The sequence below is a fragment of the Mesorhizobium sp. B2-5-7 genome (assembly GCF_006440875.1).
GTDB lineage: Bacteria > Pseudomonadota > Alphaproteobacteria > Rhizobiales > Rhizobiaceae > Mesorhizobium > Mesorhizobium australicum.
In genome coordinates, this window is sequence record NZ_VFUO01000002.1 from 702,501 (window position 1) to 726,543 (window position 24,043).

The following is a 24,043-nucleotide window of genomic DNA, read 5'->3' on the forward strand; positions in this document are numbered from 1 at the left end:
GAACTCGGCAAATTGCACGCGTAACTTCGGAAGAAGCGTGACCCTTTTCCACGCAAGTGGAGGAGGGTGGCACAGACCAGGGGGTAGCGACTGTTTATCAAAAACACAGGGCTCTGCGAAGTCGCAAGACGACGTATAGGGTCTGACGCCTGCCCGGTGCTGGAAGGTTAAGAGGAGGGGTGCAAGCTCTGAATCGAAGCCCCAGTAAACGGCGGCCGTAACTATAACGGTCCTAAGGTAGCGAAATTCCTTGTCGGGTAAGTTCCGACCTGCACGAATGGCGTAACGACTTCCCCGCTGTCTCCAGCATAGACTCAGTGAAATTGAATTCCCCGTGAAGATGCGGGGTTCCTGCGGTTAGACGGAAAGACCCCGTGCACCTTTACTATAGCTTTACATTGGCATTCGTAGTGGCATGTGTAGGATAGGTGGTAGGCTTTGAAACCTGGGCGCCAGCTCAGGTGGAGCCACCCTTGAAATACCACCCTTATCACTATGGATGTCTAACCGCGGCCCGTTATCCGGGTCCGGGACAATGTATGGTGGGTAGTTTGACTGGGGCGGTCGCCTCCTAAAGAGTAACGGAGGCGCGCGATGGTGGGCTCAGAACGGTCGGAAATCGTTCGCTGAGTGCAATGGCATAAGCCTGCCTGACTGCGAGACTGACAAGTCGAGCAGAGACGAAAGTCGGTCATAGTGATCCGGTGGTCCCGCGTGGAAGGGCCATCGCTCAACGGATAAAAGGTACGCCGGGGATAACAGGCTGATGACCCCCAAGAGTCCATATCGACGGGGTTGTTTGGCACCTCGATGTCGACTCATCGCATCCTGGGGCTGGAGCAGGTCCCAAGGGTATGGCTGTTCGCCATTTAAAGCGGTACGTGAGTTGGGTTCAGAACGTCGTGAGACAGTTCGGTCCCTATCTGCCGTGGGTGTAGGAATATTGAAAGGATCTGTCCCTAGTACGAGAGGACCGGGATGGACGGATCTCTGGTGGACCTGTTGTGGCGCCAGCCGCATAGCAGGGTAGCTATATCCGGACGGGATAACCGCTGAAGGCATCTAAGCGGGAAACCCACCTTAAAACGAGTATTCCCTGAGAACCGTGGAAGACGACCACGTTGATAGGCCGGGTGTGGAAGAGCGGCAACGCTTGAAGCTTACCGGTACTAATAGTTCGATCGGCTTGATCGTTCTCATTCCTAATACCCATTTGATGAAGTCAAATGGTCTGACCAGCGCTCACGCATGAGCGGCCCTTACGGGCCTATGCTCCGCGAGGGCGCCGGACGACCGGCGACGCGCAGTCGCGCTTGCGGGCTTTGCCCGGAAGCAAACTGCGGATGTCGCTCAGGCACAAAAAGACAGGTGAAGAGCAGTGAGCCAATGGCGAATAGGTATCCCCTACTCACTATTCGCTACTCACTATTCCCTATTCCAGCTTCTCGAATAACGTGCGTTTTGCCGACCTGGTGGTTATGGCGGAGCGGCTGCACCCGATCCCATTCCGAACTCGGCCGTGAAACGCTCCAGCGCTGATGGTACTTCGTCTCAAGACGCGGGAGAGTAGGTCGCTGCCAGGTCTGCAAAACGCACGTTCAAACTCTCATCCAATCGGATGACCGTGAAATCTTCTCTGCACGTCGTTCGATGCATGTCGTTGCCCCAAACCGCTAACACTTTTGGGCAACATCCATAAAGGCCCGCCAAGGGATCCCGGGCCGCTCTAAGCGGCCCTTTCATTTGGCAAAGCCAAAAGCAAGCAAACGCTTGCCTAGATCGGCAAGCAAACGCTTGCCTAGAGGTGACGCGGGGTGGAGCAGCCCGGTAGCTCGTCAGGCTCATAACCTGAAGGTCACAGGTTCAAATCCTGTCCCCGCAACCAAACAAAACGGCCCGCCTGGCTCTATGCCGGCGGGCCGTTCGCGTTCCGATCTCATAATGCTGCGGATGTCTTGTTTTGGGGTGCGGCAGAACCGCTTTATGTAAGCCATTACCGACCTTCTGCCGCGGTTGCATTCACGCCACGGCACTGCCGCGCGATCGCTTTCTCTCTGCGGCGGCGAGCAGGTCCACAAACGCGCGCACCTTGGCGGGCCTGAACCTTGCCGGCGGAAAGACAGCGTGGATACCGCCGTTGGGCAAGGCCCAGTCGGCAAAGACAGGAACCAGCCGCCCCTCGGCGATGTCGTCGCTGACGCTGTAGTCGGGAAACACACCCAGCCCTATGCCGGCAAGCACGCAGGCATGGGCAGCCGGGCTCTTGTCGCATGTGATGACCGGGTTGAGTTCAGTCAGCACCTTGTCGCCATCCCTGGAAAACAGCCATTGGCCGACGCCGCGAAGCTGGGCGTTTCCGACCCAGGCCAACGACCGCGCCTGCCGCGGGCTCACGTCCTGCGGCAGGCTTGCGGCGAACGCAGGGCTTGCCACCACGATCTGCCGGATCGTGCCCAAGCGCCGCGCCTGGTTGGAGGAATCAGCAAGCCAGCCGACGCGGATGCCGAGGTCGATCTGCTCGTCGACCAGATTGCTTACCGCGTCGTCGAAGATCACCTCGACGCGCATATGCGGATAAGTTCTCAGATAGGCGGCGATGACCGGTGCAACCACCTTCGTGCCGTAGTCGAGCGGCGCCGTCAGTCTCAACATTCCAGCCGGTTCGACGGCCGCGCGCGAAATCTCGCCATAGGCGGCCTCCGCTTCCCGCAGGATTATCATCGCACGATCATAGAAGAGGCGTCCCTCTTCGGTCGGCGCGACACGCCGTGTCGTTCGTCGCATGAGTGTCGCGCCCAACTCCTCCTCGAGCTTGCCGATCTGATGGCTGACCACGGCTTTGGCGACGCCAAGCCGGTCGGCCGCCGATGTGAAGGAGCCGGTCTCCATCACGGTGGTGAAGTAGACCAGTCGATTGAGGTTCAGCAGGTCAGCCACGGCGATCGCTTTGTATGAACTGGTCAGACAATCTATATTATTGGATGGTGTTTATCGCAAGATCGTTGTCTGCCACATAGGAGCAACAGATTTTGGCAATCCAGACCGCTGCACGCCGCGCCAAGGGATATCAGGCAATCATGAGCAATTCGGATGTGATTTATCTTTTCGATCCGCTCTGCGGCTGGTGCTACGGCGCCGCCCCGATGCTGGACAAATTGGCTGCCAGCGGCGTGCGCGTCGAATTGCTGCCGACTGGTCTGTTTTCGGGAGCGGGCGCGAGGCCGATGGATGAAGGTTTTGCCGCTCACGCCTGGGCGAACGACCAGCGTATCGAGCGTCTGACCGGACAAGCGTTCACGCAGCCCTATCAGCACAATGTCCTCGGCATCCGTGGCACCTTGCTGGACTCGCATGCCGCGACCCTCGCCATCAGCGCCGCCGGCCTGGAAGACCCGAGCCGCCGGTTGACCGCGCTCAAGGCAATCCAACGTGCGCGCTATGTCGACGGTCGCGATATCGTAACTGTGGAAGGCGTGGCTGCCGTGCTCGCCGGCGCTGGCATGATGGATGCCGCCGCGATCCTGAAGAGCCCGACCGAAACCTTACTGACGGCGCACCTCGACCTGGTTAATCGGGGCAGCGCGCTGTTCCAGCGCTTGCATGCCAAGGGCGTGCCTTCGCTAGCGGCCATCCGCAACGAAGCGCCTCGGCTCATCGGTTCGAACGCGCTGTTCGGCGGCTTTGACAATCTTGTCGCCCATATAGCGGCGGCGTGATCCTCAACCGACCTCCAACAAGGACTGGAAAAGAACATGGCAAACGTCGCTCTCATCGGTGCATCCGGCGCTGTCGGCTCGCGCATACTCAAGGAACTCTCCGATCGTGGCCACACGGTCACCGGTATCGCCCGCAGCCCTGAAAAAATTGCCGCGCTGCCCGGCGTGACCCCCAGGAAGGGCGATGTCTTCGATAAGGAAGGCCTTGCCGAGTTGATCCGCGACCATGATGCGGTGATCAGCGCGGTGCATTTCGTGGATAGCGACCCCGACACGCTGATCGCCGCGGTGCGTGCCTCGGGCGTGAAGCGCTATCTCGTCGTGGGCGGCGCGGGCAGTCTCGAAGTCGCGCCCGGCAAGCGTCTGGTCGATACCGCCGAATTTCCTGCGATCTACAAGGCCGAGGCACAGAAGGGCGCCGACTTCCTGGACAAGTTGAAGACAGTCAGCGACCTCGACTGGACGTTCCTGTCGCCGTCCGCGATGTTCGTCCCAGGTGAGCGCACCGGCAAGTTCCGCGTCGGCAAGGACACGCTTCTCGCCTCGGATAAGGGTAGCAGCATCTCGTTCGAGGACTATGCCATCGCCATGGTCGACGAAATCGAGAAGCCGACGCATGTCAGGCAGCGCTTCACCGTCGGTTATTGATTGAAAGGACCGACGCGTCGCCGGCCAGGGTCGCGCGGAGCCATGCGGCGATGGCCTCGAAGTCGATCGGCTGCGTCGTGTCGACGTCGAACAGCGGCCCGCGCCGCAGCGGTTCGGCGCGCCTGGCCAGCTCGATCAATTCGGGGATATAGGCAGCGCCGGGATGACCCGGGAGGCGCTGACCTAGCCGGGCGCCGTAGCGTTCGGCCAGAACTTCGCCCGGCGCGTGGCACCAGATTTCGACCGTGTGTTCGACCCCGGCGTTGCGCAGATGATCCTCGAGCACTTGCCGCGGCTGGAAACCGAACCAGGCATCGACGATGAAGGTGCTGCCGGCCGGGGCGTCGCCGACGAGCGACCAGATTGCCTGGTAGCTGGCGCGGCCCAGCGTGCGGTTGAATTCGCGGTCGCCGCCGCCGAGCACTTCGAGGAACGGGTTCTTGACCGTATCGAGCGCGAGCAGCGGCCATCCCATGCGATCGGCGATGCCGCGTGACACCGTGCTCTTGCCGCTGGCCGGGATGCCGTTGACGAGCACGGCGCGTCTGGCGCGGCCGGGCTGAACGGAAAGCGATGTCGATGTCGGTGCCGAAAGCGCCTGGAGACCGGCGCCGATCACTCCGGCGTCGTCGCCGAGCCGCGCCGGCGCCACCGGGCATTGGTACCACGGCGCCAGCGCCGGCGCGTGGCCAAGCGCTCTGTGTGCCGCCCGGCCAAGACCGCCGCCAAGCAGGACGAGGTCGGGGTCGAACACGGCAACGGTGGTATCGATAGCCGCCCGCAGTGGCCTCGCCCAGGCTTCCAATATGCCTCGCGCCTGGATGTCGTCGGCGGCATCGCGGGCAAAGAGTTGGTCGACCGAAACCTCGGGACCAAGGCCAGCCCGCGCTATGTGACGGCCGAGCGCCGTACCCGAACTGGTGGTTTCGACACAGCCGCGCCGCCCGCAAGCGCAGAGTTCGCCGTTGACGTCGACGGTGATGTGCCCCAGTTGCCCCGCCGTTGCCCGGCCGCGCATGATCCGTCGGTTCTGGACAACGGCGCCGCCAACGCCGGTGCCGATGGTGAACATGGCGATGTTGTCGTGGCCTTGGCCGGCGCCAAGCGCCATCTCGGCGGCCAGAGCCATGTTGCAGTCATTGTCGACGATAACAGGCTTGCCGGTCATGCTTTCCAGCCGCTGCGCGAGTGCGACCGAAGCGAGGTTGACATAGCCTCCCGACAGGACCGCGCCGCGCCGTGCGTCGACGCGGCCGGGAACGCCGACGCCGATGGCCGCCACATCAGGCGTATCGAGAAGGCGCACCATGTCGGCGATGCGGCCAAGCACCAGCTCCGGGTCAGGCGCGCTCTTTTCAGAAAGGCGTTCGAGGATTTCACCGGTGCACGAGATGCGGGCGGCACGCAAATTGGTGCCGCCGATATCGATCCCTATGGCCATCGACTTTTGTGGCATGACGTCCTGCACGTGACGGCGCTCAAACGGGGATATCAGGCGGCAGCCTTCCGCCGATAGTGCCCGATCACCGCCTGGATCTCTCGCAGCCGCGGCACCGCGATGGTCTTAAGCCTTTCGCGCTGAATGTCACGATCGAGCGAGATGCAGTCCTTCCACAGCGATCGGCCGGCGATGACGCCGGAGGCGCCATTTTGCATGGCGACCTCGACCTGGCCAAGGAAAGTGGTGTGGTTGACGCCGGCCGAAAGTACGGCCCACGGCACTTCGCCGGCCATTTCAGTGATGTTGGCGCAGGCTTCCGGCGTTCCGGGGTAGGGAAGCTTCAGCACCTTCGCGCCGCATTCCAGCGAAATCCTCGTACCCTCCTCGACCAACCAGGGCGTCTTGGCCGCATAGTCCTCGGGGCTTTCCCCTTCGAGCTGATAGGTCAGGAATTCGACGACGAGCAGCAGGTCCTCTTTGCCGAAGTCGGCGATGCATTGGTGCAGGATGGCGATGTTGTGTTCGTTGGCTTCAGGCTTGTCGGCTCTGAGATACACCATGATCTTGCCGCCCGTGCCGCCGAGTTCGCGCACGCGCCGCGCATTGATGCCGGGGACCAGCCGCGACAGCCGGTAGCCCTCCGGCGAAACGTCGAAACCGGACGCGTCGAGGCCAATGAGGAGTGCGGTATCGCGGTTGAGCACGCCGTCGTCGACAACCCTCGGCACCGCGCAGAGTGGGTCGAGCAGCACGCAGGACGCCGCACTTGCGAGATAGCGCGTGATGTCGGCCTTGGTGTCGCCGAGCATGTCGTTGGTGATCCTGGCCTGGTCCTCGGGGTCCGACGCCAACAAGGTGCGCATGCCGCCGCGCTGGTCGCAAGCGATGGCCACCATGGCTCCGTCCTTGCCGCATATCTGCTGGTAGCCGCGCAGTTCCGCGGTGGTCATCTTGATCATGGTTTTCTTCTGTCCGATGTTGGCGCGCCGAGGCGCTGATCCCGTGGAAACAAATGGTCAGTTTGCCCGCCTGCCGGCAGGAAGAGTTTGCCGCCTGATGCATCGCCGGCTGCTGGGATAAGCAGCCCAGCCGGCGTTTGGCCTGGTATCGCCTCAAGTTGCGAGTTCACCGGATTTGCGCGATAACTCGCATCGGCGTATACGTATGTAACACGTTGCTGAAAGGAATTGCAAGCTGTCTGTTTCTTCCGCCCAGGACGCGACCGCATCGCGCACGATGCTGCACACGGTTGCCAAGTTGCACTATGTGGAGGAGATGTCGCAGGTCGACATAGCGCGGCAGCTCGGTGTCTCCACCGCGACGATTTCGCGGCTGCTGCAGCGGGCGCGGGCCGAAGGCATCGTGCGCATCGAGGTGATCGACCTGGCGACGCCGGAGGATATTACCAGGCAACTTGTCGACGGATTGAAGTTGCGGGACGCCGCCGTTGTCGAAACGCCGGCAGCGGGTGCGCTGACTGCGCTTTCCGCCCCGCTTGGCGCTTTGCTCAGGCAGGCGCAACTGGTGGCCGGCTCCGTAGTCGCCATCGGCTGGGGACGCGCCGTGCGCGAGGTCATTCGAGCCGGTCTGCCGCGCATGCCGGGCGTGCTGACTGTGGCCGCGACTGGCGGCATGCAGCAGCACGCGGCGCATTTCCAGGTCAATGAATTCGTGCGGCTCGCCGCCGAAGAGTTTGGCGGGACACCGCACTTTATCCATGCGCCCTATCTGCCGTCCAGCGAACTGCGTGACGTCTTCCTCGGAGACGCCACCATCCGCGATGCCGTCGCGCTGTGGGACAGGACCGACGTTGCGATCGTCGGCATTGGCCTGCCGCACGCCATCAACCCACCCGAGGCGAGTGCCGCCACGCCGACCGAGCAGGCGCTGGTCCATGCGGCTGGCGACGTCCTTCGCCATTATTTCGATGCGGAAGGCGCCCTGATCGCCTGGGAAGGGGAGAGCCGGATGATCGCCATGTCGCCGGCGCAGCTTCGCGCCGTGCCCCTGGTGGTCGGCGTCGCAGCCTCGCCGGAGAAGGCGACGGCCATCATCGGCGCCGTTCGTTCCGGGCTCATCAACACGCTGGTGACGGATACCAAGACGGCTCAGGCCATCCTCGCGGTTCTTGCAATGCGATAGCGGCAGATATGAGGACTGATGCGGCGCTGTCGGTGCGGAGAGAAGCCGCTGCGAAATCGATTGTGTCGCCGGGGAGTCGGGACGATAGTTCGCCCGGGGCTCGGAGGAGCAGTCAGATGGCGTCTGGAAAGCCGGCGTTGCAGTCGCGGAAAAACCGAGTTGCAATTTATTTCTGCAAAGTGTTACAAATTGCCGATCCGTCGTGCAGGATGCCGGGCGCGATGGTTCCCTGACCTCGCGGAGGCGAGGAAAGTGAGCACGGGATTGTGCGGTCGGCTCGGCCGGCTGATATTTAGATTGGAGGGCGCTTGGGAGGAGCTGCCCGCGAAAGGCAAACAGGCGTTCCGGCCGTCGGCATCCTGCCTCTGAGCGGATAACGGCCACTCCAATGTCACCGAAAACGGCAGAACTGCCAACAATGAGGAGGATGTCATGAAGAAGATCGTTGCCGCGCTCGCGGCGCTTGCCGTCAGCGCAACGGTGCTGATGGCGCCCGCGCAGGCGCAGGACAAAAAATACACCATTGCGCTCATTCCGGGCCTCACGACCGATGGCTTTTACATCACCATGCGCAAGGGTGCCCAAGCGGCCGCCGACGCGCTCGGCGTGAACCTGGTCTTCCAGGGCGCTCCGGACTTCAACCCGGTCACCCAGGTGCCGGTGCTCGACGCGGTCATCGCCAAGAAGCCGGATGCGATCCTGATCGCGCCGACCGACAAGGTCCAGCTGGTCGAGCCGCTGCGCAAGGCCAACGACGCCGGCATTCCGGTCATAACAGTCGATACTTTCATCGGCAGCGGCGTTTACCAGACGGGTGCTGGCGATGCCGATTTCCCGCTGGCCTACATTGCTTCTGACAATGTTCTGGGCGGCGAGATCGCCGCGCGTGCGCTTGCCACCGCCGTCGGCGACAAGGGCAAGGTCTATGTGTCGAACGTCAAGCCCGGCATCTCGACCACCGACCAGCGCGAAGAAGGCTTCAAGAAGGAAATGGCCAAGCATACGGGCATCACCGTGCTGGAGACCCAATTCAATGACGACGACGCCAACAAGGCGGCCTCGCAGCTGCAGGCCGTCTTCGCGCGCAATCCCGATCTGGTCGGCGTGTTCGGCGCCAATCTGTTCTCCGCGCTGGGTGCGGCCAACGGCGTCAAGCAGGCCGGGCAGAGCGGCACCGTCAAGGTCGTTGCCTTCGATGCACCGACCAGCATCGTCGACAACATCAACACCGGCCTGGTGGACGTGGCGATCGCCCAGCATCCCGCCGAGATCGGCTACTTCGGCGTCGTCTCGGCCTATGCCCACCTGACCGGCCATTCAATCCCGGTCACGATCGGCACCGGCTTCACGATCATGGACAAGTCCAACATCGCCGACCCGAACATCTCGAAGTACCTCTACTCCGAGTAGGTCAAGACGAGCTTGGCTCCTCCCGGTCCGCCGGGGGGAGCTCGTGCCGGCTCCCAAAGGCGGGGCCTGTTTGAACGCAGCCGCGCCGCGGAGTATTCATGACCTCGACATCACCAGCCGAGTCGGCCGAGAAGCATGTCGCCCCCCAGGCCGATCATGGCGATCCGGCCAGGACCCTGATCGGACGCATCGCCGAAGGGCGCGCCTGGTTGTTCCTCGCCGGTCTGATCATCTGTTTCGAGGTATGGTCGAGGTTCGCCTTCGGCGCGACGTTCGTGCTCAACCCGTTCAACCTGCAATCCATCGCAATCTTTGCCATAGCGCCGCTCCTGCTTGCGACCGGACAGACCTTCGTCATCATTTCGGGCGGCATCGATCTGTCGCTGGGGTTCATCATGGGGCTTGCCGCCGTCGTTGCCGCGCATGCCACCAATATGGCGGGCGCCGCCATTCCCTTGCCGCTGGCCATGCTGGCGGGCATCCTCGCAGCGGTGATCGTCGCCGGCTTGCCCGGCATCATCAACGGCCTGCTCATCTCGCGCCTCAGGGTGCCGCCGTTCATCGGCACGCTCGGCATGTTCGGCGTCGCGCGCGGCGTTGCCTTCCTGCTTGCCGGCGGCACGACGGTGCCGGTTCAGAATTCCTGGTTCGCGCTGCTCGGTAATGGCAAGTTCTACGGCGTGCCCTATCTGGTCATGATCGCTGCCGTGTTCGTCATCGTGATGCATTATCTGCTCAGCCAGACACGGTTCGGCCAGCACAATTATGCCATCGGCGCCAATGTGCAGGCGGCGCGGCGCGCCGGCATCGACATCAGGGGCCACATATTGCGGCTCTATGTGCTGTCGGCGATGTGCGCCGGCCTTGGCGGGGCGCTCTACGCGGCGCGCTTCACGGCCGGTGCGGCACAAGCCGGCGAGCCGCTGCTGCTCGACAGCGTCGCGGCGGTCGTCATCGGCGGCGCCAGCCTGTTCGGTGGCTCCGGCACCATCCTGGGCACGGTCGCCGGCGCGCTGGTGATCGCGGTCATCCAGTACGGGCTGGTCTTCGTCAATGTCGAGCCGTTCTGGCAGTTCATCGCCGTTGGCGTCGTCATCATCATTTCCGTGCTCATAGACCAGGCGCAGCGCCGGTTCAGTGGAGGCCGCCAGGATGAATAGCACCGACCAGAACACCCCCTTGCTCGAGGTCCGCAACCTGTCCAAGCATTTCGGCGCCGTGCGCGCGCTCAACGATTTCTCCATGGCCGTGCGGCCGGGCGAAGTGGTGGCGCTGGCCGGCGACAATGGTGCCGGCAAGACGACGCTGATCAAGGCGATCTCGGGCGTGTTCCAGCCGACAGGCGGCGAAATCCTGCTCAGGGGCCAGCCGGTGGCATTCGCGACGCCGCAAGAGGCGCGCGAAAAAGGCATCGAGACGATCTACCAGGATCTGGCTCTCGCCGACAATCTGTCGATCGGTGCCAACATTTTCCTTGGCCGCGAACCGATGCGCAAGGCGTTCGGCTTCCTGCCGGTGCTCGACCGCAAGGCCATGGCCGAGGCGGCCAGGGAGACGATGAAGCGGCTGGATTTCCACGTCAGCCGGATGAACGCCCCGGTCAGCAATTTCTCCGGCGGCCAGCGCCAGGCTGTCGCCATCGGCCGCGCCGTCTACTGGGATGCGCAGATCCTCATCATGGACGAACCGACCGCGGCACTTGGCGTGCCGGAACAGCGCAAGGTGATCTCGCTCATCCACCAGCTCAAGGCGCAAGGACGCGGCGTGATCTTCATCTCGCACAATCTGCAGGATATCTTCGCGGTCTCGGACCGCATCGTCGTGCTGCGCCGCGGCGTCCAGGCCGGCGAGCGCAAGATTTCCGAGACCAACCATGACGAGGTCGTCAGGTTGATGGTTGGAGGGTAGGCCGTCCTGTCGGTGTGATCTTGTTAGAAGAGCGGATCATGGTCTGTTTCTGTTCAATCTAGGCGCGGCTGCCACCAGTGCCTTGCCGATGGCCGATCGCGGCGCGTCGATGACAGTTCGGGCATCGCCGCTCTCGGCAATACGCCCGGCATCGAGAAGGATGACGCGGTGGGCGACCGCCCGGACGACGCCAAGATCATGCGAAATGAAGAGATAGGCGATCCGTTCCTCGCGCTGCAGGTCCAGCAGGAGATCGAGGATCTGGCCGCGCACCGAGACGTCGAGCGCCGACACCGCTTCGTCAAGCACGATCAGCGACGGCTTGGTGGCGATGGCGCGGGCAATCGCCACACGCTGCCGCTGACCGCCGGAGATTTCATGGATTGCGCGGGGCGCGAGATCGGCCGCCAGGCCGACCCGCTCCAGCAAGGCGGCGATGCGACGCGGGCGCTCCGAGCGCGGGGCGACGCCATGAATGCGCAAGGGGTCATCGAGGACGCGCGCCACCGTGGCGCGCGGGTTGAAGGCGGCCAGCGGATCCTGGAACACCATTTGCAGGCGCGCGCGACGGGCTCGAAGTGCCGAGCCGCCCAGAGCCAGGAAATCACCGCCTTCGAATTCAATGCGTCCGCCATCCGGCTCGATCAGGCGCAGCACCAACCGCGCGATGGTCGACTTGCCGCTGCCGGAAGGGCCTGCCAGCGCCAGCGTTTCGCCGGGCTCGATATGAAACGAGATATCATCCACCGCAGCAAGGGTCTTGCCGCCGCGACTATAGCGTTTGGTGAGATTGGATACTCTCAGCAGGCTCATGCATTCAGCCTGCTTCGGTGCAGCAGCGGCTCGGCGTCGAGGCCGATATGGGCGTCGAGCAGCGCGCGAGTGTAAGCTTGCGTCGGGGCTTCGACAATCTGCTCGGTCTTGCCAAACTCCACCAACTGGCCGTGGCGGAACACGGCGATGCGTTCGGCAAGCTCGGCGGCGAGCGCAATGTCATGGCTGATGAACAGCAGCGTCATGCCGTCCTCGGCCACAAGCCGCCGAATCAAAGCGACGATCTCGGCCTGCACGATGGTATCGAGCGCACTGGTCGCCTCGTCGGCGATCAGCAGTTTCGGCCCGGCGGCAATCGCGGCGGCAATCGCCACGCGCTGCTTCTGGCCGCCGGAAAGCTGATGCGGGAAGGCGTGCAGGGCGGAGTCGGGGTCGGGCAAGCGGACGCGTTCGAGAAGGGTTTTGGCTTTGGCATATGCCTGGGCCCATGTGAGGCCGAGATGCGTGCGCGCGACTTCGGCGATTTGTTTGCCGACTGCCATTACCGGATCGAGGCTTGCGGACGGATCCTGGAAGACGAAGCCGATGTCGCGGCCGCCAAGGGAGGCTTGATTGTGACGGTTGAGAGATAGGCGATCCTTCCCACCCCCCTCTATCCTGCCGGAGGGGGGTGCCTTGGCCCCCAAGGTTGGCGGTGATCGCATGAACCAGTCGATACTCCCCTCAATCCTGGCGCTCGCCGGCAACAATCCCGCGATCGCCAGCGCCAGCGTGCTCTTGCCCGAACCGCTTTCACCGATGATGGCCAGCCGTTCGCCTGGCTGGATATCGAGAATAATATTCTTCAGCGCGGCGACCTCGCTGCCATCACGGCGGTAGGTCACCGTCAGATCTCGGATCGACGCCAGTACTGTCACGACAGGCCCCTCCGCACGGCCGTCGTCTCGACGATGCCTTCGCCGGCGAGATAGACGCCGAGCACCGTCAGCACCAGCGCAATGCCCGGGACGATCGAGAGGAACGGCGCGGTGCGCAAGACAGCGCGACCTTCCGCGATCATGCCACCCCAGGTGACCCGGTTGGGGTCGCCAAGACCAAGGAAAGACAGGGCTGCTTCGGTGAGGATCGCGGCGGCGACGATCACCGACGACATCGCCAAGATCGGCGGCAAGGCATTGGGCAGCACCTCGCGAAAGGCGATTTCCAGGGGATGCATGCCAATGACACGGGCACTGGCGACATAGTCGCGTTCGCGAATGGAGAGGACTTCCGCGCGGGCGACCCGCGCCGGTCCTGTCCAGGTGCCGAGCGTTATTGCAACGACGACGACGCCGAGCGAGGTCCCAACCACGCTGACGAAGGCCAGTGCCAGCAGGAAGCCCGGCACGGTCTGGAAAGCATCGGTGACGCGCATCAGCACCTCGTCGATCAGGCCGCCGGCGAAGCCGGCCAGCGTGCCGATCACCGCGCCGAAAGCGAGTGCCGCGGCCGCCGCCGCCAGACCGACGGCCAGCGAGGTACGGGCGCCATGAAACAGCTCGGCCAACACGTCCCGGCCGAGCCGGTCGGTGCCGAGCGGCAGCGACCAGTCCTGGAAAGGCGGCAGCAACGCCGCGCCAGCAATGGCTTGCGGGTCGCCGGGAAACAGCAGCGAGGCCGACAGCGCCATGGCAAAAAGCGCCGTCAGGATGATGGCACCGGCGGCCGCCTCGGGCGTGCGCAGAAAGCGGCGCAGACGGCTCATGCACCGGCCCCGCTGGCGCCGACGCGCGGGTCAAGGAACGCGTAGGCGATGTCGACGACAAGATTGATGACGATGACCAGGACGGCGCTGGTAAGAATGATGCCGAGCAGCAGCGGCGTGTCGCGCGCGGCGACCGCTTCCTGCGCCAGCCGACCAAGGCCGGGCACGGCAAAGACGCTCTCGATGACGACACTGCCGCCCAGCATCTGCGCCGACTGCAGGCCGAGCATGGTGACCAGCGGCAGCAGCGCATTTCGGGCGACATGAGCAAGCACGATGCGGCGGCGCGACAACCCCCGGGCGCGGGCGGCCAGCACAAAATCCTGGCGCCAGGCCTCGGCCATGCCGGCGCGCATCATGCGCAGATAAAGCGCCAGATAGATGAAACCGAGTGCGCAAACCGGCAGCACCAGATGGATGGCGATGTCGGCGCCGCGGTCGAGGCCGGTCTTGTCCGAGGCCAGCGTCTCGACGCCGCCGATCGGCAGCCAGCGCAGGTCGACGGCGAAGATCACGATCAGCACCAGGCCGAGCCAGAAGCCGGGCACCGCGTAGAGAGCCAGCGAGGCGGCGGAGAGAAAACGGTCGCGGAAGCTGCCTGGCCTGGCGCCGGCATAGATGCCGAGCGCCGAGCCGAGGCCAAAGGAGAGCGCGGTGGCGCTGACCATCAGGAAGAGCGTGGTCGGCAGGCGCTCGAGGATGACACCGCGGATCGGTCGGGAAAAAGTGACGGACTGGCCGAGATCGAGATGCAGCAGTGCCCAGAGATAGCTGGCGAGCCGCGTCAGCTCCGACTGGTCGAGGCCCCAGCGGTGGCGCAACAGCTCGATCATGCCGGCGTCGCCGCCGGTCGAGACGATGTAGGCGTCGACCGCATCGCCGGGCGCTGCTTCGAGCAAAAGGAAAGTGCCGATGACGACGATCAAAAGCACGAAGATGCTGCCGACGAGGCGACGGCGCAGGAGGACGAGGACGCGGGTCATGCGGACCTCGAATGCGCGATAAGGGACATAACGAAATGTCGAGCCCAGGCGCGCCCCTCTGTCCTGCCGGACATCTCCCCCTCAAGGAGGGGGATTGGCTGCTGCCGACGGCTTTCCTCGCGAATTCTCATCCGCGTGAGTGTGTCACGATTCCAAATATGTGTCCGCCCAGTTCGAGACCGCCCAGCGCGGGTTGTTGGCGATGTTGCCGACCTTGTCACTGGCGACGCTGATAAAACTCCATTCGGCGACGTTGATCAGCGGCAGGTCGGCCGCGACCTGTTTCTGGAACTCCTTGTAGAGGTCGGTGCGCGCCGTGGTGTCGAGCGTTTCGGAGGCCTTGGTGATCAGGGCGTCGAGCGCGTCATTCTTGTAGCCGCCCTGATTGGAAAACGGCACGCCATCGGGAATGCCGCTCTGCACCAGGATGGTGGTCGAGATCGCCGGGTCGCCGCGGAAAACCGGCGGACCGACCGCAAGGTCGAAGGCGTGGTCGGTATAGACCGCCTTGATGTGGGCGGCCGAGTCGTTGTTGACCAGCTGCGCGTCGATGCCTATTGCCGCGAGCGCCTGGCGCAGGTAGTCGCCGAACTGTTTCGTCTCATTGAAATAGGGGGCAGGCAAGAGCCTGAGCGAGAAGCGGTTGCCGTCGGCGCCTTTCTTATAACCAGCTTCGTCGAGCAGCGCATTGGCCTTGGCGACGTCGAAGGCATAGGTCGGCACATCGGCGGTATAGAACTGCGGATCGTTCTTCGGCACCGGGCCGGTGGCGGTGGCGGCATAGCCGAGGAACACCGTCTTGACGACGAAATCCTTGTCGATGGCATGCGCGATGGCCTGGCGCACCTTGAGGTCGGCGAGCTCCTTGCGGCGATGGTTGATCTCGACGACGAGCTGGTAGGTCAATCCCTCATAGCCTTTGGTGATCACTTTCAGGCCCGGCACTTTCGAGATGCGGTCAAGATCGGCCAGCGGCACCGCGGAGAAGGCGGCAAGCTGGATCTCTCCGGCTTCCAGCGCGCTCGCCGCCGAGGTGCGGTCGGGCAGCACCTGGTAGATGATCTCGTCGAGGTAGGGTTTGTCCTTGCCCCAATAATCCGTGTTCTTCGTCAGCCGGTAGTACTGGCCGGCCTTGTATTCGCCGAACTTGAACGGGCCGGTGCCGATGGGCGCATTGTTGGCCGGGTTGTCCTCGATCTTGCCGACTTCGTAGATGTGTTTGGGCACCACGCTCGACAGTGCCGGCAGCGCGTTGCGGATCAACTGGAAGGGCGTCGGCCTGGCGAATTTGAGCACGGCGGTCAACTCGTCAGGGGTATCGACCACGGCAAGATCCCTGAACACGGTGCGGCCGAGATTCTGCAGCGGCTTCCAGATCTGCAGCGCCGAGAAGGCGACGTCGGCCGAGGTGAACGGCTTGCCGTCATGCCATTTGACTCCTTCGCGCAGCTTGAAGGTCGCCGACAGGCCGTCGGCGGCACCTTCCCAGCTCACCGCCAGCCGAGGCGCGAGTCCGTCCTTGCCGTCGAAAGAGGCTTCGGCCAGCGTTTCGACGATCTTGCTGGAGATGAAGAAAACGCCGTTGGAGGCGACGATCGCCGGATTGAGATTGCGCGGCTCGGAATCGGCGGCAAGCACGAGCCGTCCGCCCTTCTTTGGCGTCTGCGCCCGGCCCAGTGCCGGCATGGCGGTGGAGGCCAGCAGCATTGCCGACCCAGTGAGCATGGTGCGTCTGGAAATAATGAAACCTGACATGATTGAACTCCGTCCTCTCCTCCACCCGACCGGGCGCGGCCTCGAACGCCGGCGCGCATCGGCATCCTTGCGGCGGGGATTATGGGCCTTGCCGGGGGTTTCGCCAGAGACGGAATTGGCGCATCCTTGCTTGGCTTTGAAATTTCCGTCCGCTGGACCAGTTTAGCACAAGTCCAGTCAATTCGGCTGGCTGGCAGGACCAGATTAGCGGATACGCGCACAAATGACGCTTTGGTGACCATCCCGGCGCTGTGTTCGTATACATTCTGGCTAGACCAGAGCGAGAAAAATGGTGCAGATTTGATCGCGAGCCGGCGGATCGGGTGCGAAACAGCGCCGATCCCGGGCAATTCAGGGAGAGAGTGATGAACATTGCGCCGGGCAAGAGTGCCGTCAGCAATATCCCGTTCGAGCAGGCCAGGGTCGACCGGCTGATGGAGGAGGCCGGCATCGACGTGTTGCTCGCGACCTCCAAGCACAACACGCAATATCTGCTGGGCGGCTACAAGTTCATCTTCTTCGCCGCCATGGATGCGATCGGCCACAGCCGCTATTTGCCAATCGTGATCTACGAGAAGGGCGGGCCGGATCATGCTGCCTATATCGGCAACCGCATGGAAGGCGGCGAGCACCAGAACCACCCGTTCTGGACGCCGACGCTGCATGCCGCCTGCTGGGGCACTCTCGACGCCGCCAATCTTGCCGTCGAGCATGTCAGGAAGATCGGCAAGGGCGGTGCCCGCATCGGTATCGAGCCCGGTTTCCTGCCGTCGGACGCCTATGCGCTGATCCGCAAGGCATTGCCCGATGCGAAGCTGATCGATGCGACCGACATGCTGGAACGCATGCGTGCCATCAAGACGGACGCGGAGTTGGAGAAGCTTCGCACGGCCTCCGAGCTGATCACCGATTCCATGCTGGCGACCATCGCCTGGGCGCGCGAGGGCACGACCAAGGCCGAGATGATCGAGCAGATCAGGCGCGAAGAGACCAATCGCGGTGCGCATTTCGAATATTGCCTGCTGACGCTGGGCTCCAGCCACAACCGCGCCACCTCCCCGCAAGCGTGGAAGAAGGGCGAGGTGCTGTCGATCGATTCCGGCGGCAATTATCACGGTTATATTGGCGATCTCTGCAGGATGGGCATTCTGGGCGAACCCGATGCCGAGCTCGAGGATCTGCTGGCCGAGGTCGAGACGGTGCAGCAGGCGGCCTTCTCGAAGGTGAAGGCGGGCACGCTGGGCGGTGACATGATTTCTCATGCGGAGAGCGTGCTGAAGACATCCAAGGTCGCGCCCTATACGGATTTCTTCGCCCACGGCATGGGGCTGATCACGCACGAGGCGCCGTTCCTGATGACCAACCACCCAGTGGCCTATGAAGGCACCTATGCGGCCAAGCCGCTGGAGAAAAACATGGTGCTGTCCGTGGAGACCACCATGCTTCACCCGACGCGCGGCTTCATCAAGCTGGAGGATACGCTGGCGGTGACCGAGAGCGGGTACGTGATGTTTGGCGATCGGGGCCGGGGATGGAATAGCGGTGGGACGGCCTAATTTTGGAGGCCGGCGCCCGGCGGGATCAGCCTGAAATCCGGCAGTTCGCGCAGACCCAGTTCCGGCCCGGCCGGCGAATAGACGACGAACAGCTGCATGGGCCCGTCGCCGGTGTTGAGCGTCGAATGAAACCGACTCTCCGGCACGTAGATGGTGCAGCCGGGGCCGACTTTCTCCACCACCGGATTGCCCTTCTCATCCTCGACCATCTGCTCGCCATGGCCCGAGATGACGAAGATAATCTCTTCCGCGCCCGGATGGTTGTGGCGGGTATGGCCCTTGCCTGAGGGCAGGTCGACGACGCCGCCGGAAAAGCGGGTCGCGCCGTTCACTTCAGGTGCCACCGTCAAAGACAGTTTTCCCCAGTCGAAGCCGAAGGCGCTGACGTCCTTCGGGTAGACAAACACCTTGCTCCTGTCGGTCATCTCTCTCATCCCTTCTTGTTCTTTGCGCCGCCGCCGAGCGTCACCGCCTTGAAATCCACAGTCTGCCTGGCGATCGCGGCTTCCGCCGGCAGCCGTTCCATCGAGCTCGCGCCATAAAAGCCGTGCAGGCCCTTGGCGTGGGAGAGGATGTAGCGGGCGTCGTCGGGCATCGAGATCGGGCCGCCATGGCAAAGCAGGATGACATCGTTGCGCACCGAGCGCGCCGCCTCGGCAATGGCGTCGATGGCAATGACGCAGTCGTCGAGCGACTTGGCCGAGGTGGCGCCGATCGAGCCGCCGGTGGTCACGCCCATATGGGCGACGACGACATCGGCGCCCGCCTTGGTCATGGCGCGTGCTTCTTCGGGGTTGAAGACATAGGGCGTGGTCAGGAGGTCGAGCTTGTGTGCCTCGGTGATCATGTTCACCTCTAGGCCGAAGCCCATGCCGGTCTCTTCGAAACTCTGCCGCATCTGGCCGTCGAACAGGCCGATGGTGGGAAAGTTCTGAACGCCGGAAAAGCCCATCGTCTTCAGTTCCGCGAGCAGCAGCGGCATGATGACGAAGGGATCGGTGCCGTTGACGCCGGCCAGTACCGGCGTCTTCTTGACCACCGGCAGCACCTCATAGGCCATCTCCTTGACGATCTCGTTGGCGTTGCCATAGGCGAGCAGGCCGGCGGCCGAGCCGCGGCCAGCCATGCGGTAGCGGCCGGAATTGTAGATGATGATGAGGTCGATGCCGCCGGCCTCCTCGGCCTTGGCCGACAGGCCGGTGCCGGCGCCGCCACCGACGATCGGCACGCCTTTGTCGATCATTCCCCGGAACTTTTTCAGTATGTCCTTGCGCGGTATGGCTGGCATGTCTGGGTCTCACTGTCTGGCGATGTCGAGAAAGGCCGCGACCGCCGCCTTGGCAAAGTCCGGATCGTTGATGTGCAGCGGCAGGCGGGTGACGCGGCGCGTCGCACCCGGCCTGATGGTGCGCTCGACGGCTTCGAACAGAGCTGCGTCGGCTTCCGGATCGAAGAAGGCGCCGCCTTCGATGTCGAGCGCGGAAACGCCTTTTTCCGGGATCAGGAAATGCACCGGGCCTTCGCAATGGGCGAGCCTTGTGCCGATCCATTCGCCGATCGCGCGGCATTCCCGCGCTGTCGTGCGCATCAGCGTGACGTTCGGATTGTGCTCGTAGAACAGCCGGCCTCGATAATGCTCCGGAATGGTCGATGGCGCCCAGAAATTGACCATGTCGAGCGCGCCGACCGAGCCGACATAGGGTAGCTTGGTGCGGGCAATGGCACCGAAACGATCCTGGGTCGCCGGCAGCACGCCGCCGAACAGCAGGTCGCAGACCTCGGTCGTGGTGATGTCGATGACACCCGACAGCAGGCCGCTGTCGGCCAGCTTCTCCATGCTGCGGCCGCCGGTGCCAGTGGCATGGAAGACCATGCAATCATAAGTCGAGCGCAGGTGTTCGGCGATTGCCGTCACGCAAGGCGTGGTGACGCCGAACATGGTGAGGCCGATCGAGGCCTTGCCGTCCGCCGCAGGCGCCGGATTGACCGCCATGCCCGCTATCGCCTGGGCGGCGTTGTGCAGCACGACACGAGACAGCCGGTTGAGGCCGGCCATGTCGGTCACCGATGGCATCATGATGATGTCGGACACGTCCACATAGGGGGCGGTGTCGCCCGAGGCCAGCGTGGAGACCATGAGCTTGGGCAGACCGAGCGGCAGCGCGCGCATGCCCGCTGTGATGATCGAGGTGCCCCCGCCGCCGCCAATGCCGATGATGCCCGATATGTCGTCGCGGGACTGGACAAAGCGCGTGAAGGCCCCAGCCATTGCCGCAACCGATCTGCCGCGGTCGTCGATGCCGAGCACCGCACCGCGGCCGTCGGGATGATGGGCGGCGACCTCTTCAGCCGAGACGTCGACCGGCACGGTCGCGCCTCGCGTGCCGACATCGACACGGCAGACGACGGCACCCGTCGCGGCGATCGCATCGGCCAGGAATGCGAGTTCCTCGCCCTTGGTGTCGGCGGTGCCCACCACATGGATGCGCTTCATCCGTGCGTCCCTCTGCTGGTTGGTTCGAAGGTGGTGATGCTCATCAGATGAAAGCTTTGTGCGCCGTAGAGCGTCAACGTGGCCACTCCAGGAAAAGGGCTGCCATTGCAAATTTTTGAGACGCGCGTATCGTATTGGCATGGATGTCTCACGTCAACAACCCGCAACGGACGACAATGCCGGGGAGAGAGCAGAGCGCGGACCGCGGGCGCGGACAAAGCGGCTGATGCTGGAGACGGCCACGCGGCTGATGCAGGCGGGGGCGACGCCTTCGGTCAGCGAGGTGGCGGAGGCAGCCGAGGTCTCCCGGGCCACGGCCTACCGTTACTTCCCCAGCCAGGCAGCCCTGGTGCAGGCCGTCGTCGACGAGGGGCTGGGGCCAATCTTGACCTGGAAGTCCACCGCCGCCGATGCCGAGCGCCGCGTCACCGAACTGTTCGACACGGCCATGCCGCGCATCGAGGCCTTCGAGGCGACATTCAAGGCTGCTTTGAAGCTGTCGCTCGATCAATGGGCGCGGCGCCAGGCGGGCACGCTGGGCGGAGAGCCGGCCTTCACGCGCGGCCATCGCGTCGAATTGCTGAAGGAGGCGCTCACGCCGCTCAAGGGCCGCTTGCCGCCGCGCGACTTCAAGCGGCTGGCGCAGGCGCTGTCGCTGATCTTCGGCGTGGAGGTGCTGATCGTGCTCAAGGATATATGGGGGCTGGACAGCCGCCGGATGATGTCGGTGGCGCAATGGGCGGCGAGTGCGCTGGTGCGCACAGCAATCGCGGAGTCGGCTTATGGTGGTGATGAGTCCGCTTCAGGAGCGGCGAAATAGCCCCAATCTGGTTCGACCAGATTTGCCTGCATACCGCTGATCCTAGCCCAAAATGCGTTCATGGGGCAAGGTCAATGTATATCATTGAGTAGGAAAATCATGGGAAAACAGGCAGATAAAGCTTTAATTCGACAGTAACGGCCCATGCCGGCTTTCAAGAAAGGGCTTGACGCCGCCGCAGGATTGGTAATACCAGATCAAGGAAGATAAGCGGATCGAAAGTGAGGGCTGCGATCCATTTCCGGACAGAGCGAGGAGGCTCCGAATTCGGAAAAGCGCGACCACGGGAGGAACTACCAGGGCCGGCTCCGTCGCCGGCTCGTACGACAAGGTAGAATGCGCACAAGGGAGGAAATCATTATGCGCAAGTTAGTGACCAGCATGCTTGCTGGTATCGGCTTAACGCTTGCCTGCGGAACGTCCGTCTACGCGCAGGAAAAGTCGCTCACCATCTTCTGGGCGGAATGGGATCCGGCCAATTACCTGCAGGAACTCGGCAACGAGTACGAGAAGGAAACCGGCGTCAAGATCACGGTGGAGACCACGCCCTGGTCCGACTTCCAGACCAAGGCCTTTACCGAGTTCAACGCCCATGGCGACGCCTATGACCTGGTCGTCGGCGACTCGCAGTGGCTCGGCGCCGGCTCCACCGGCGGCCACTACGTCGACCTGACCGACTTCTTCAAGAAGCATGATCTCGGCAACGTCATGGCACCGGCGACGGTGAAATATTATGCCGAGTATCCCGGCAACAGCGGCAAATACTGGGCGATCCCACTTGAGGGCGACGCCGTCGGCTGGTCCTATCGCAAGGATTGGTTCGAGGATCCCAAGGAAAAGGAAGCCTTCAAGGCCAAATACGGCTACGACCTCGACGTGCCGAAGGATTTCAAGGCGCTGCGCGACATCGCCGAGTTCTTCCACCGGCCGGATCAGAAGAGATACGGCATCGCCATCTACACCGACAATTCCTACGACGCGATGGCGATGGGCTTTGAGAACGCGCTGTTCTCCTATGGCGGTGAGCTGGGCGATTACACGACCTACAAGGTCGACGGTCACATCAACTCCGACAAGGCGGTGGCCGCGCTCGATGCTTACAAGGAGCTCTACAAGTTCACGCCTCCGGGCTGGGCCAAATCGTTCTTCGTCGAGGACAACCAGGCAATCACGGAAAACCTGGCCGCGATGAGCATGAACTTCTTCGCGTTCTTCCCCTCGCTGATCAACGAAGCGTCGAACCCGAATGCCAAGAACACCGGCTTCTTCGCCAACCCTCCCGGCCCAAATGGCGACCAGTTCGCCGCACTCGGCGGGCAAGGCATCTCCGTCATCTCGTACTCGAAGAAGCAGGACGAGGCGATGAAGTTCCTCGAATGGTTCATCAAGGACGAGACCCAGAAGAAGTGGGCGGCCCTTGGCGGCTATACCTGCAGCCAGGCGGTGCTCAAGTCGCCTGAGTTCCAGAACGCCACACCCTACAACAAGGCCTTCTACGAGACCATGTTCAAGGTGAAGGATTTCTGGGCAGTGCCGGAATACGCAGAGCTGCTGCAGCAGCTCAACCAGCGCGTCTACCCCTACATGATCGGCGGCAGCGGCACCGCCAAGGAAACGCTGGACGCATTGGCTGGAGACTGGAACGCGACCTTCAAGAAATACGGCCGCGTCCAATAATCCTTCATGTCCCGCGGAGGGGGCGGTGTCGCCTCCTCCGTTTCTTTTTCTTGAACCGGGAGCAGGGTCTTGGCGACCACGATGATCACCACCCTCGACAGATCCTCGCGCGCCGCGGCACGCGGCCTAAGCGATATCTCCATCCGCAATCTCTTCATCATCCCGACGGTTCTGTTCCTGATCGTCTTCAACATTTTTCCGCTGATCTACTCGCTCGGCTATTCCTTCACCGACTTCCGTGCGTCGACCAACGCGCCGGCGAATTTCGTCGGGCTGCAGAATTATCGCGACCTGCTCAACGACCCTTATGTCTGGTCGAACTTCGCCATCACGGCGAAATACGTGATTGTCTCGGTCGTCGGACAGCTGCTTGTCGGCTTCGGCGTGGCGATGCTGCTCAACCGGGACATTCCGCTCAAGGGTCTTATCACCACGCTGCTGCTGCTGCCGATGATGCTGTCGATGGCGGTGGTCGGGCTGTTCTGGAAACTGCTTTACGACCCGTCATGGGGGGTTATCAACTATGCGCTCGGGCTCGGCAATTTCGAGTGGCTGGCCGACCCCAAGATGGCGCTCTACGCTGTTGCGTTGACCGACATCTGGATGTGGTCGCCCTTCGTCATGCTGCTGTCGCTGGCCGGGCTGTCGGCGGTGCCGAAGCATCTCTATGAGGCCGCCGCGATCGACCGCGCCGGGCCGTTCTACACGTTCTTCCGCATCACCCTGCCGCTGGTCGCGCCGATCCTGATGATCGCCGTCATCTTCCGCACCATGGAAGCCTTCAAGACCTTCGATCTCGCCTACATCCTGACCAGCCAGCCGACGGCCGAGCTGATCTCGATCCGGCTCTACAAGATGGCGTTCCAGGAATGGCAGACCGGGCGCTCCTGCGCGATGGCCTACATCGTGCTGATCATGGTGCTTGCGATCACCAACATCTACGTCAAATATCTCAACAAGGTGAAGGAGCGCTGA

The 24,043-nt window shown here is 63.1% G+C and carries 21 protein-coding genes, 1 tRNA gene and 2 rRNA genes (1 of these 24 running past the window's edge); 13 read left to right on the forward strand and 11 right to left on the reverse strand.

Annotation, left to right across the window (positions count from 1 at the left end):
* From FJ543_RS10870 to FJ543_RS10880, 3 genes are all read left to right on the forward strand, one after another.
* Positions 1 to 1,194 (forward strand): 23S ribosomal RNA (locus FJ543_RS10870) (it extends 1,638 nt beyond the left edge of the window).
* A 274-nt stretch (positions 1,195 to 1,468) separates the two neighbouring features.
* Positions 1,469 to 1,583: ribosomal RNA gene (gene rrf, locus FJ543_RS10875) — 5S ribosomal RNA — on the forward strand.
* A gap of 225 nt (positions 1,584 to 1,808) precedes the next feature.
* Positions 1,809 to 1,885 (forward strand) — tRNA-Met (locus FJ543_RS10880).
* A 134-nt stretch (positions 1,886 to 2,019) separates the two neighbouring features.
* On the opposite strand, the gene FJ543_RS10885 is transcribed toward FJ543_RS10880, so the two are convergent.
* Positions 2,020 to 2,937, reverse strand: a complete 918-nt coding sequence (locus FJ543_RS10885) for a LysR family transcriptional regulator (RefSeq protein ID WP_140787790.1) — start codon at positions 2,935 to 2,937, stop codon at positions 2,020 to 2,022.
* Between the two features lie 140 nt (positions 2,938 to 3,077).
* On the opposite strand from FJ543_RS10885, the gene FJ543_RS10890 reads away from it, so the two are divergent.
* Entirely contained in the window at positions 3,078 to 3,716 is a 639-nt protein-coding gene (locus tag FJ543_RS10890) for a DsbA family protein (RefSeq protein ID WP_140875020.1), read from the forward strand.
* A gap of 36 nt (positions 3,717 to 3,752) precedes the next feature.
* Positions 3,753 to 4,364: an NAD(P)-dependent oxidoreductase gene (locus tag FJ543_RS10895; RefSeq protein WP_140661649.1), complete on the forward strand. Its 612-nt coding sequence runs from the start codon at positions 3,753 to 3,755 to the stop codon at positions 4,362 to 4,364.
* On the opposite strand, the gene FJ543_RS10900 is transcribed toward FJ543_RS10895, so the two are convergent.
* Together FJ543_RS10900 and FJ543_RS10905 are read right to left on the reverse strand one after the other, a co-directional pair.
* Positions 4,348 to 5,820, reverse strand: coding sequence for an ROK family protein (locus FJ543_RS10900; protein WP_140875022.1), 1,473 nt, complete (start codon positions 5,818 to 5,820; stop codon positions 4,348 to 4,350). The genes FJ543_RS10895 and FJ543_RS10900 overlap by 17 nt on opposite strands.
* A 35-nt stretch (positions 5,821 to 5,855) precedes the next feature.
* Positions 5,856 to 6,764, reverse strand: a complete 909-nt coding sequence (locus FJ543_RS10905) for a tagatose-bisphosphate aldolase (RefSeq protein WP_140875024.1) — start codon at positions 6,762 to 6,764, stop codon at positions 5,856 to 5,858.
* A gap of 277 nt (positions 6,765 to 7,041) precedes the next feature.
* Between FJ543_RS10905 and FJ543_RS10910 the strand changes: the two genes are divergently transcribed.
* The 4 genes from FJ543_RS10910 to FJ543_RS10925 all read left to right on the forward strand — a co-directional run bounded on the left by FJ543_RS10910 (position 7,042) and on the right by FJ543_RS10925 (position 11,265).
* The gene (locus FJ543_RS10910) at positions 7,042 to 7,947 is read left to right on the forward strand and encodes a sugar-binding transcriptional regulator (RefSeq protein ID WP_140875026.1); all 906 of its coding nucleotides are present in this window, start codon (positions 7,042 to 7,044) and stop codon (positions 7,945 to 7,947) included.
* Between the two features lie 432 nt (positions 7,948 to 8,379).
* A complete protein-coding gene (locus FJ543_RS10915) occupies positions 8,380 to 9,357 on the forward strand; it encodes an ABC transporter substrate-binding protein (RefSeq protein WP_015315618.1) in 978 nt (325 codons plus the stop codon).
* Between the two features lie 98 nt (positions 9,358 to 9,455).
* On the forward strand, positions 9,456 to 10,517 hold the full coding sequence (locus tag FJ543_RS10920) for a ribose ABC transporter (protein WP_140875028.1): 1,062 nt from the start codon (positions 9,456 to 9,458) through the stop codon (positions 10,515 to 10,517).
* Complete coding sequence (locus tag FJ543_RS10925) at positions 10,510 to 11,265, forward strand: ATP-binding cassette domain-containing protein (RefSeq protein WP_140618990.1); 756 nt, start codon at positions 10,510 to 10,512, stop codon at positions 11,263 to 11,265. The genes FJ543_RS10920 and FJ543_RS10925 overlap by 8 nt, the downstream gene beginning before the upstream one ends.
* 36 nt (positions 11,266 to 11,301) lie before the next feature.
* On the opposite strand, the gene FJ543_RS10930 is transcribed toward FJ543_RS10925, so the two are convergent.
* From FJ543_RS10930 to FJ543_RS10950, 5 genes are all read right to left on the reverse strand, one after another.
* Positions 11,302 to 12,078, reverse strand: coding sequence for an ATP-binding cassette domain-containing protein (locus tag FJ543_RS10930; protein WP_140875030.1), 777 nt, complete (start codon positions 12,076 to 12,078; stop codon positions 11,302 to 11,304).
* On the reverse strand, positions 12,075 to 12,956 hold the full coding sequence (locus tag FJ543_RS10935; protein ID WP_181173956.1) for an ABC transporter ATP-binding protein: 882 nt from the start codon (positions 12,954 to 12,956) through the stop codon (positions 12,075 to 12,077). The genes FJ543_RS10930 and FJ543_RS10935 overlap by 4 nt, the downstream gene beginning before the upstream one ends.
* Positions 12,953 to 13,783, reverse strand: a complete 831-nt coding sequence (locus tag FJ543_RS10940) for an ABC transporter permease (protein WP_140875032.1) — start codon at positions 13,781 to 13,783, stop codon at positions 12,953 to 12,955. Before FJ543_RS10940 ends, FJ543_RS10935 begins: the two co-directional genes overlap by 4 nt.
* Positions 13,780 to 14,766, reverse strand: coding sequence for an ABC transporter permease (locus FJ543_RS10945; RefSeq protein ID WP_140875034.1), 987 nt, complete (start codon positions 14,764 to 14,766; stop codon positions 13,780 to 13,782). Before FJ543_RS10945 ends, FJ543_RS10940 begins: the two co-directional genes overlap by 4 nt.
* 144 nt (positions 14,767 to 14,910) lie before the next feature.
* Positions 14,911 to 16,521 carry an ABC transporter substrate-binding protein gene (locus FJ543_RS10950; protein WP_140875036.1) on the reverse strand — a complete coding sequence of 537 codons (1,611 nt, stop codon included), beginning with the start codon at positions 16,519 to 16,521 and terminating at the stop codon, positions 14,911 to 14,913.
* A gap of 365 nt (positions 16,522 to 16,886) precedes the next feature.
* Between FJ543_RS10950 and FJ543_RS10955 the strand changes: the two genes are divergently transcribed.
* Positions 16,887 to 18,077 (forward strand): Xaa-Pro peptidase family protein, encoded by a 1,191-nt coding sequence (locus FJ543_RS10955; RefSeq protein ID WP_140875038.1) that lies wholly within the window; start codon positions 16,887 to 16,889, stop codon positions 18,075 to 18,077.
* Here the strand turns inward: FJ543_RS10955 and FJ543_RS10960 are convergent.
* Genes FJ543_RS10960 through FJ543_RS10970 form a run of 3 tightly spaced genes read right to left on the reverse strand, consistent with a single transcriptional unit; the run spans position 18,074 to position 20,571 of the window.
* Entirely contained in the window at positions 18,074 to 18,502 is a 429-nt protein-coding gene (locus FJ543_RS10960) for a cupin domain-containing protein (protein WP_015315627.1), read from the reverse strand. The genes FJ543_RS10955 and FJ543_RS10960 overlap by 4 nt on opposite strands.
* Before the next feature lie 5 nt (positions 18,503 to 18,507).
* Positions 18,508 to 19,365, reverse strand: coding sequence for a phosphoenolpyruvate hydrolase family protein (locus FJ543_RS10965; RefSeq protein WP_140875040.1), 858 nt, complete (start codon positions 19,363 to 19,365; stop codon positions 18,508 to 18,510).
* Between the two features lie 9 nt (positions 19,366 to 19,374).
* Positions 19,375 to 20,571 carry a Tm-1-like ATP-binding domain-containing protein gene (locus FJ543_RS10970; protein ID WP_015315629.1) on the reverse strand — a complete coding sequence of 399 codons (1,197 nt, stop codon included), beginning with the start codon at positions 20,569 to 20,571 and terminating at the stop codon, positions 19,375 to 19,377.
* Between the two features lie 139 nt (positions 20,572 to 20,710).
* On the opposite strand from FJ543_RS10970, the gene FJ543_RS10975 reads away from it, so the two are divergent.
* The 3 genes from FJ543_RS10975 to FJ543_RS10985 all read left to right on the forward strand — a co-directional run bounded on the left by FJ543_RS10975 (position 20,711) and on the right by FJ543_RS10985 (position 24,043).
* Positions 20,711 to 21,391: a TetR/AcrR family transcriptional regulator gene (locus tag FJ543_RS10975; protein WP_140875042.1), complete on the forward strand. Its 681-nt coding sequence runs from the start codon at positions 20,711 to 20,713 to the stop codon at positions 21,389 to 21,391.
* A 360-nt stretch (positions 21,392 to 21,751) separates the two neighbouring features.
* Entirely contained in the window at positions 21,752 to 23,068 is a 1,317-nt protein-coding gene (locus FJ543_RS10980) for an ABC transporter substrate-binding protein (RefSeq protein WP_015315631.1), read from the forward strand.
* Between the two features lie 69 nt (positions 23,069 to 23,137).
* On the forward strand, positions 23,138 to 24,043 hold the full coding sequence (locus FJ543_RS10985) for a sugar ABC transporter permease (protein ID WP_015315632.1): 906 nt from the start codon (positions 23,138 to 23,140) through the stop codon (positions 24,041 to 24,043).

Excerpts from the sequence above, each read along its gene's own strand:
- FJ543_RS10940 (WP_140875032.1), bottom strand. The coding sequence starts at position 13,783 with ATGAGCCGTCTGCGCCGCTTTCTGCGCACGCCCGAGGCGGCCGCCGGT.
- FJ543_RS10930 (WP_140875030.1), bottom strand. The coding sequence starts at position 12,078 with ATGAGCCTGCTGAGAGTATCCAATCTCACCAAACGCTATAGTCGCGGC.
- FJ543_RS10895 (WP_140661649.1), top strand. The coding sequence starts at position 3,753 with ATGGCAAACGTCGCTCTCATCGGTGCATCCGGCGCTGTCGGCTCGCGC.
- FJ543_RS10900 (WP_140875022.1), bottom strand. The coding sequence starts at position 5,820 with ATGCCACAAAAGTCGATGGCCATAGGGATCGATATCGGCGGCACCAAT.
- FJ543_RS10950 (WP_140875036.1), bottom strand. The coding sequence starts at position 16,521 with ATGTCAGGTTTCATTATTTCCAGACGCACCATGCTCACTGGGTCGGCA.
- FJ543_RS10980 (WP_015315631.1), top strand. The coding sequence starts at position 21,752 with ATGCGCAAGTTAGTGACCAGCATGCTTGCTGGTATCGGCTTAACGCTT.
- FJ543_RS10920 (WP_140875028.1), top strand. The coding sequence starts at position 9,456 with ATGACCTCGACATCACCAGCCGAGTCGGCCGAGAAGCATGTCGCCCCC.
- FJ543_RS10890 (WP_140875020.1), top strand. The coding sequence starts at position 3,078 with ATGAGCAATTCGGATGTGATTTATCTTTTCGATCCGCTCTGCGGCTGG.
- FJ543_RS10975 (WP_140875042.1), top strand. The coding sequence starts at position 20,711 with ATGGATGTCTCACGTCAACAACCCGCAACGGACGACAATGCCGGGGAG.
- FJ543_RS10905 (WP_140875024.1), bottom strand. The coding sequence starts at position 6,764 with ATGATCAAGATGACCACCGCGGAACTGCGCGGCTACCAGCAGATATGC.
- FJ543_RS10915 (WP_015315618.1), top strand. The coding sequence starts at position 8,380 with ATGAAGAAGATCGTTGCCGCGCTCGCGGCGCTTGCCGTCAGCGCAACG.
- FJ543_RS10925 (WP_140618990.1), top strand. The coding sequence starts at position 10,510 with ATGAATAGCACCGACCAGAACACCCCCTTGCTCGAGGTCCGCAACCTG.
- FJ543_RS10965 (WP_140875040.1), bottom strand. The coding sequence starts at position 19,365 with ATGCCAGCCATACCGCGCAAGGACATACTGAAAAAGTTCCGGGGAATG.
- FJ543_RS10960 (WP_015315627.1), bottom strand. The coding sequence starts at position 18,502 with ATGACCGACAGGAGCAAGGTGTTTGTCTACCCGAAGGACGTCAGCGCC.
- FJ543_RS10945 (WP_140875034.1), bottom strand. The coding sequence starts at position 14,766 with ATGACCCGCGTCCTCGTCCTCCTGCGCCGTCGCCTCGTCGGCAGCATC.
- FJ543_RS10910 (WP_140875026.1), top strand. The coding sequence starts at position 7,042 with ATGCTGCACACGGTTGCCAAGTTGCACTATGTGGAGGAGATGTCGCAG.
- FJ543_RS10955 (WP_140875038.1), top strand. The coding sequence starts at position 16,887 with ATGAACATTGCGCCGGGCAAGAGTGCCGTCAGCAATATCCCGTTCGAG.
- FJ543_RS10970 (WP_015315629.1), bottom strand. The coding sequence starts at position 20,571 with ATGAAGCGCATCCATGTGGTGGGCACCGCCGACACCAAGGGCGAGGAA.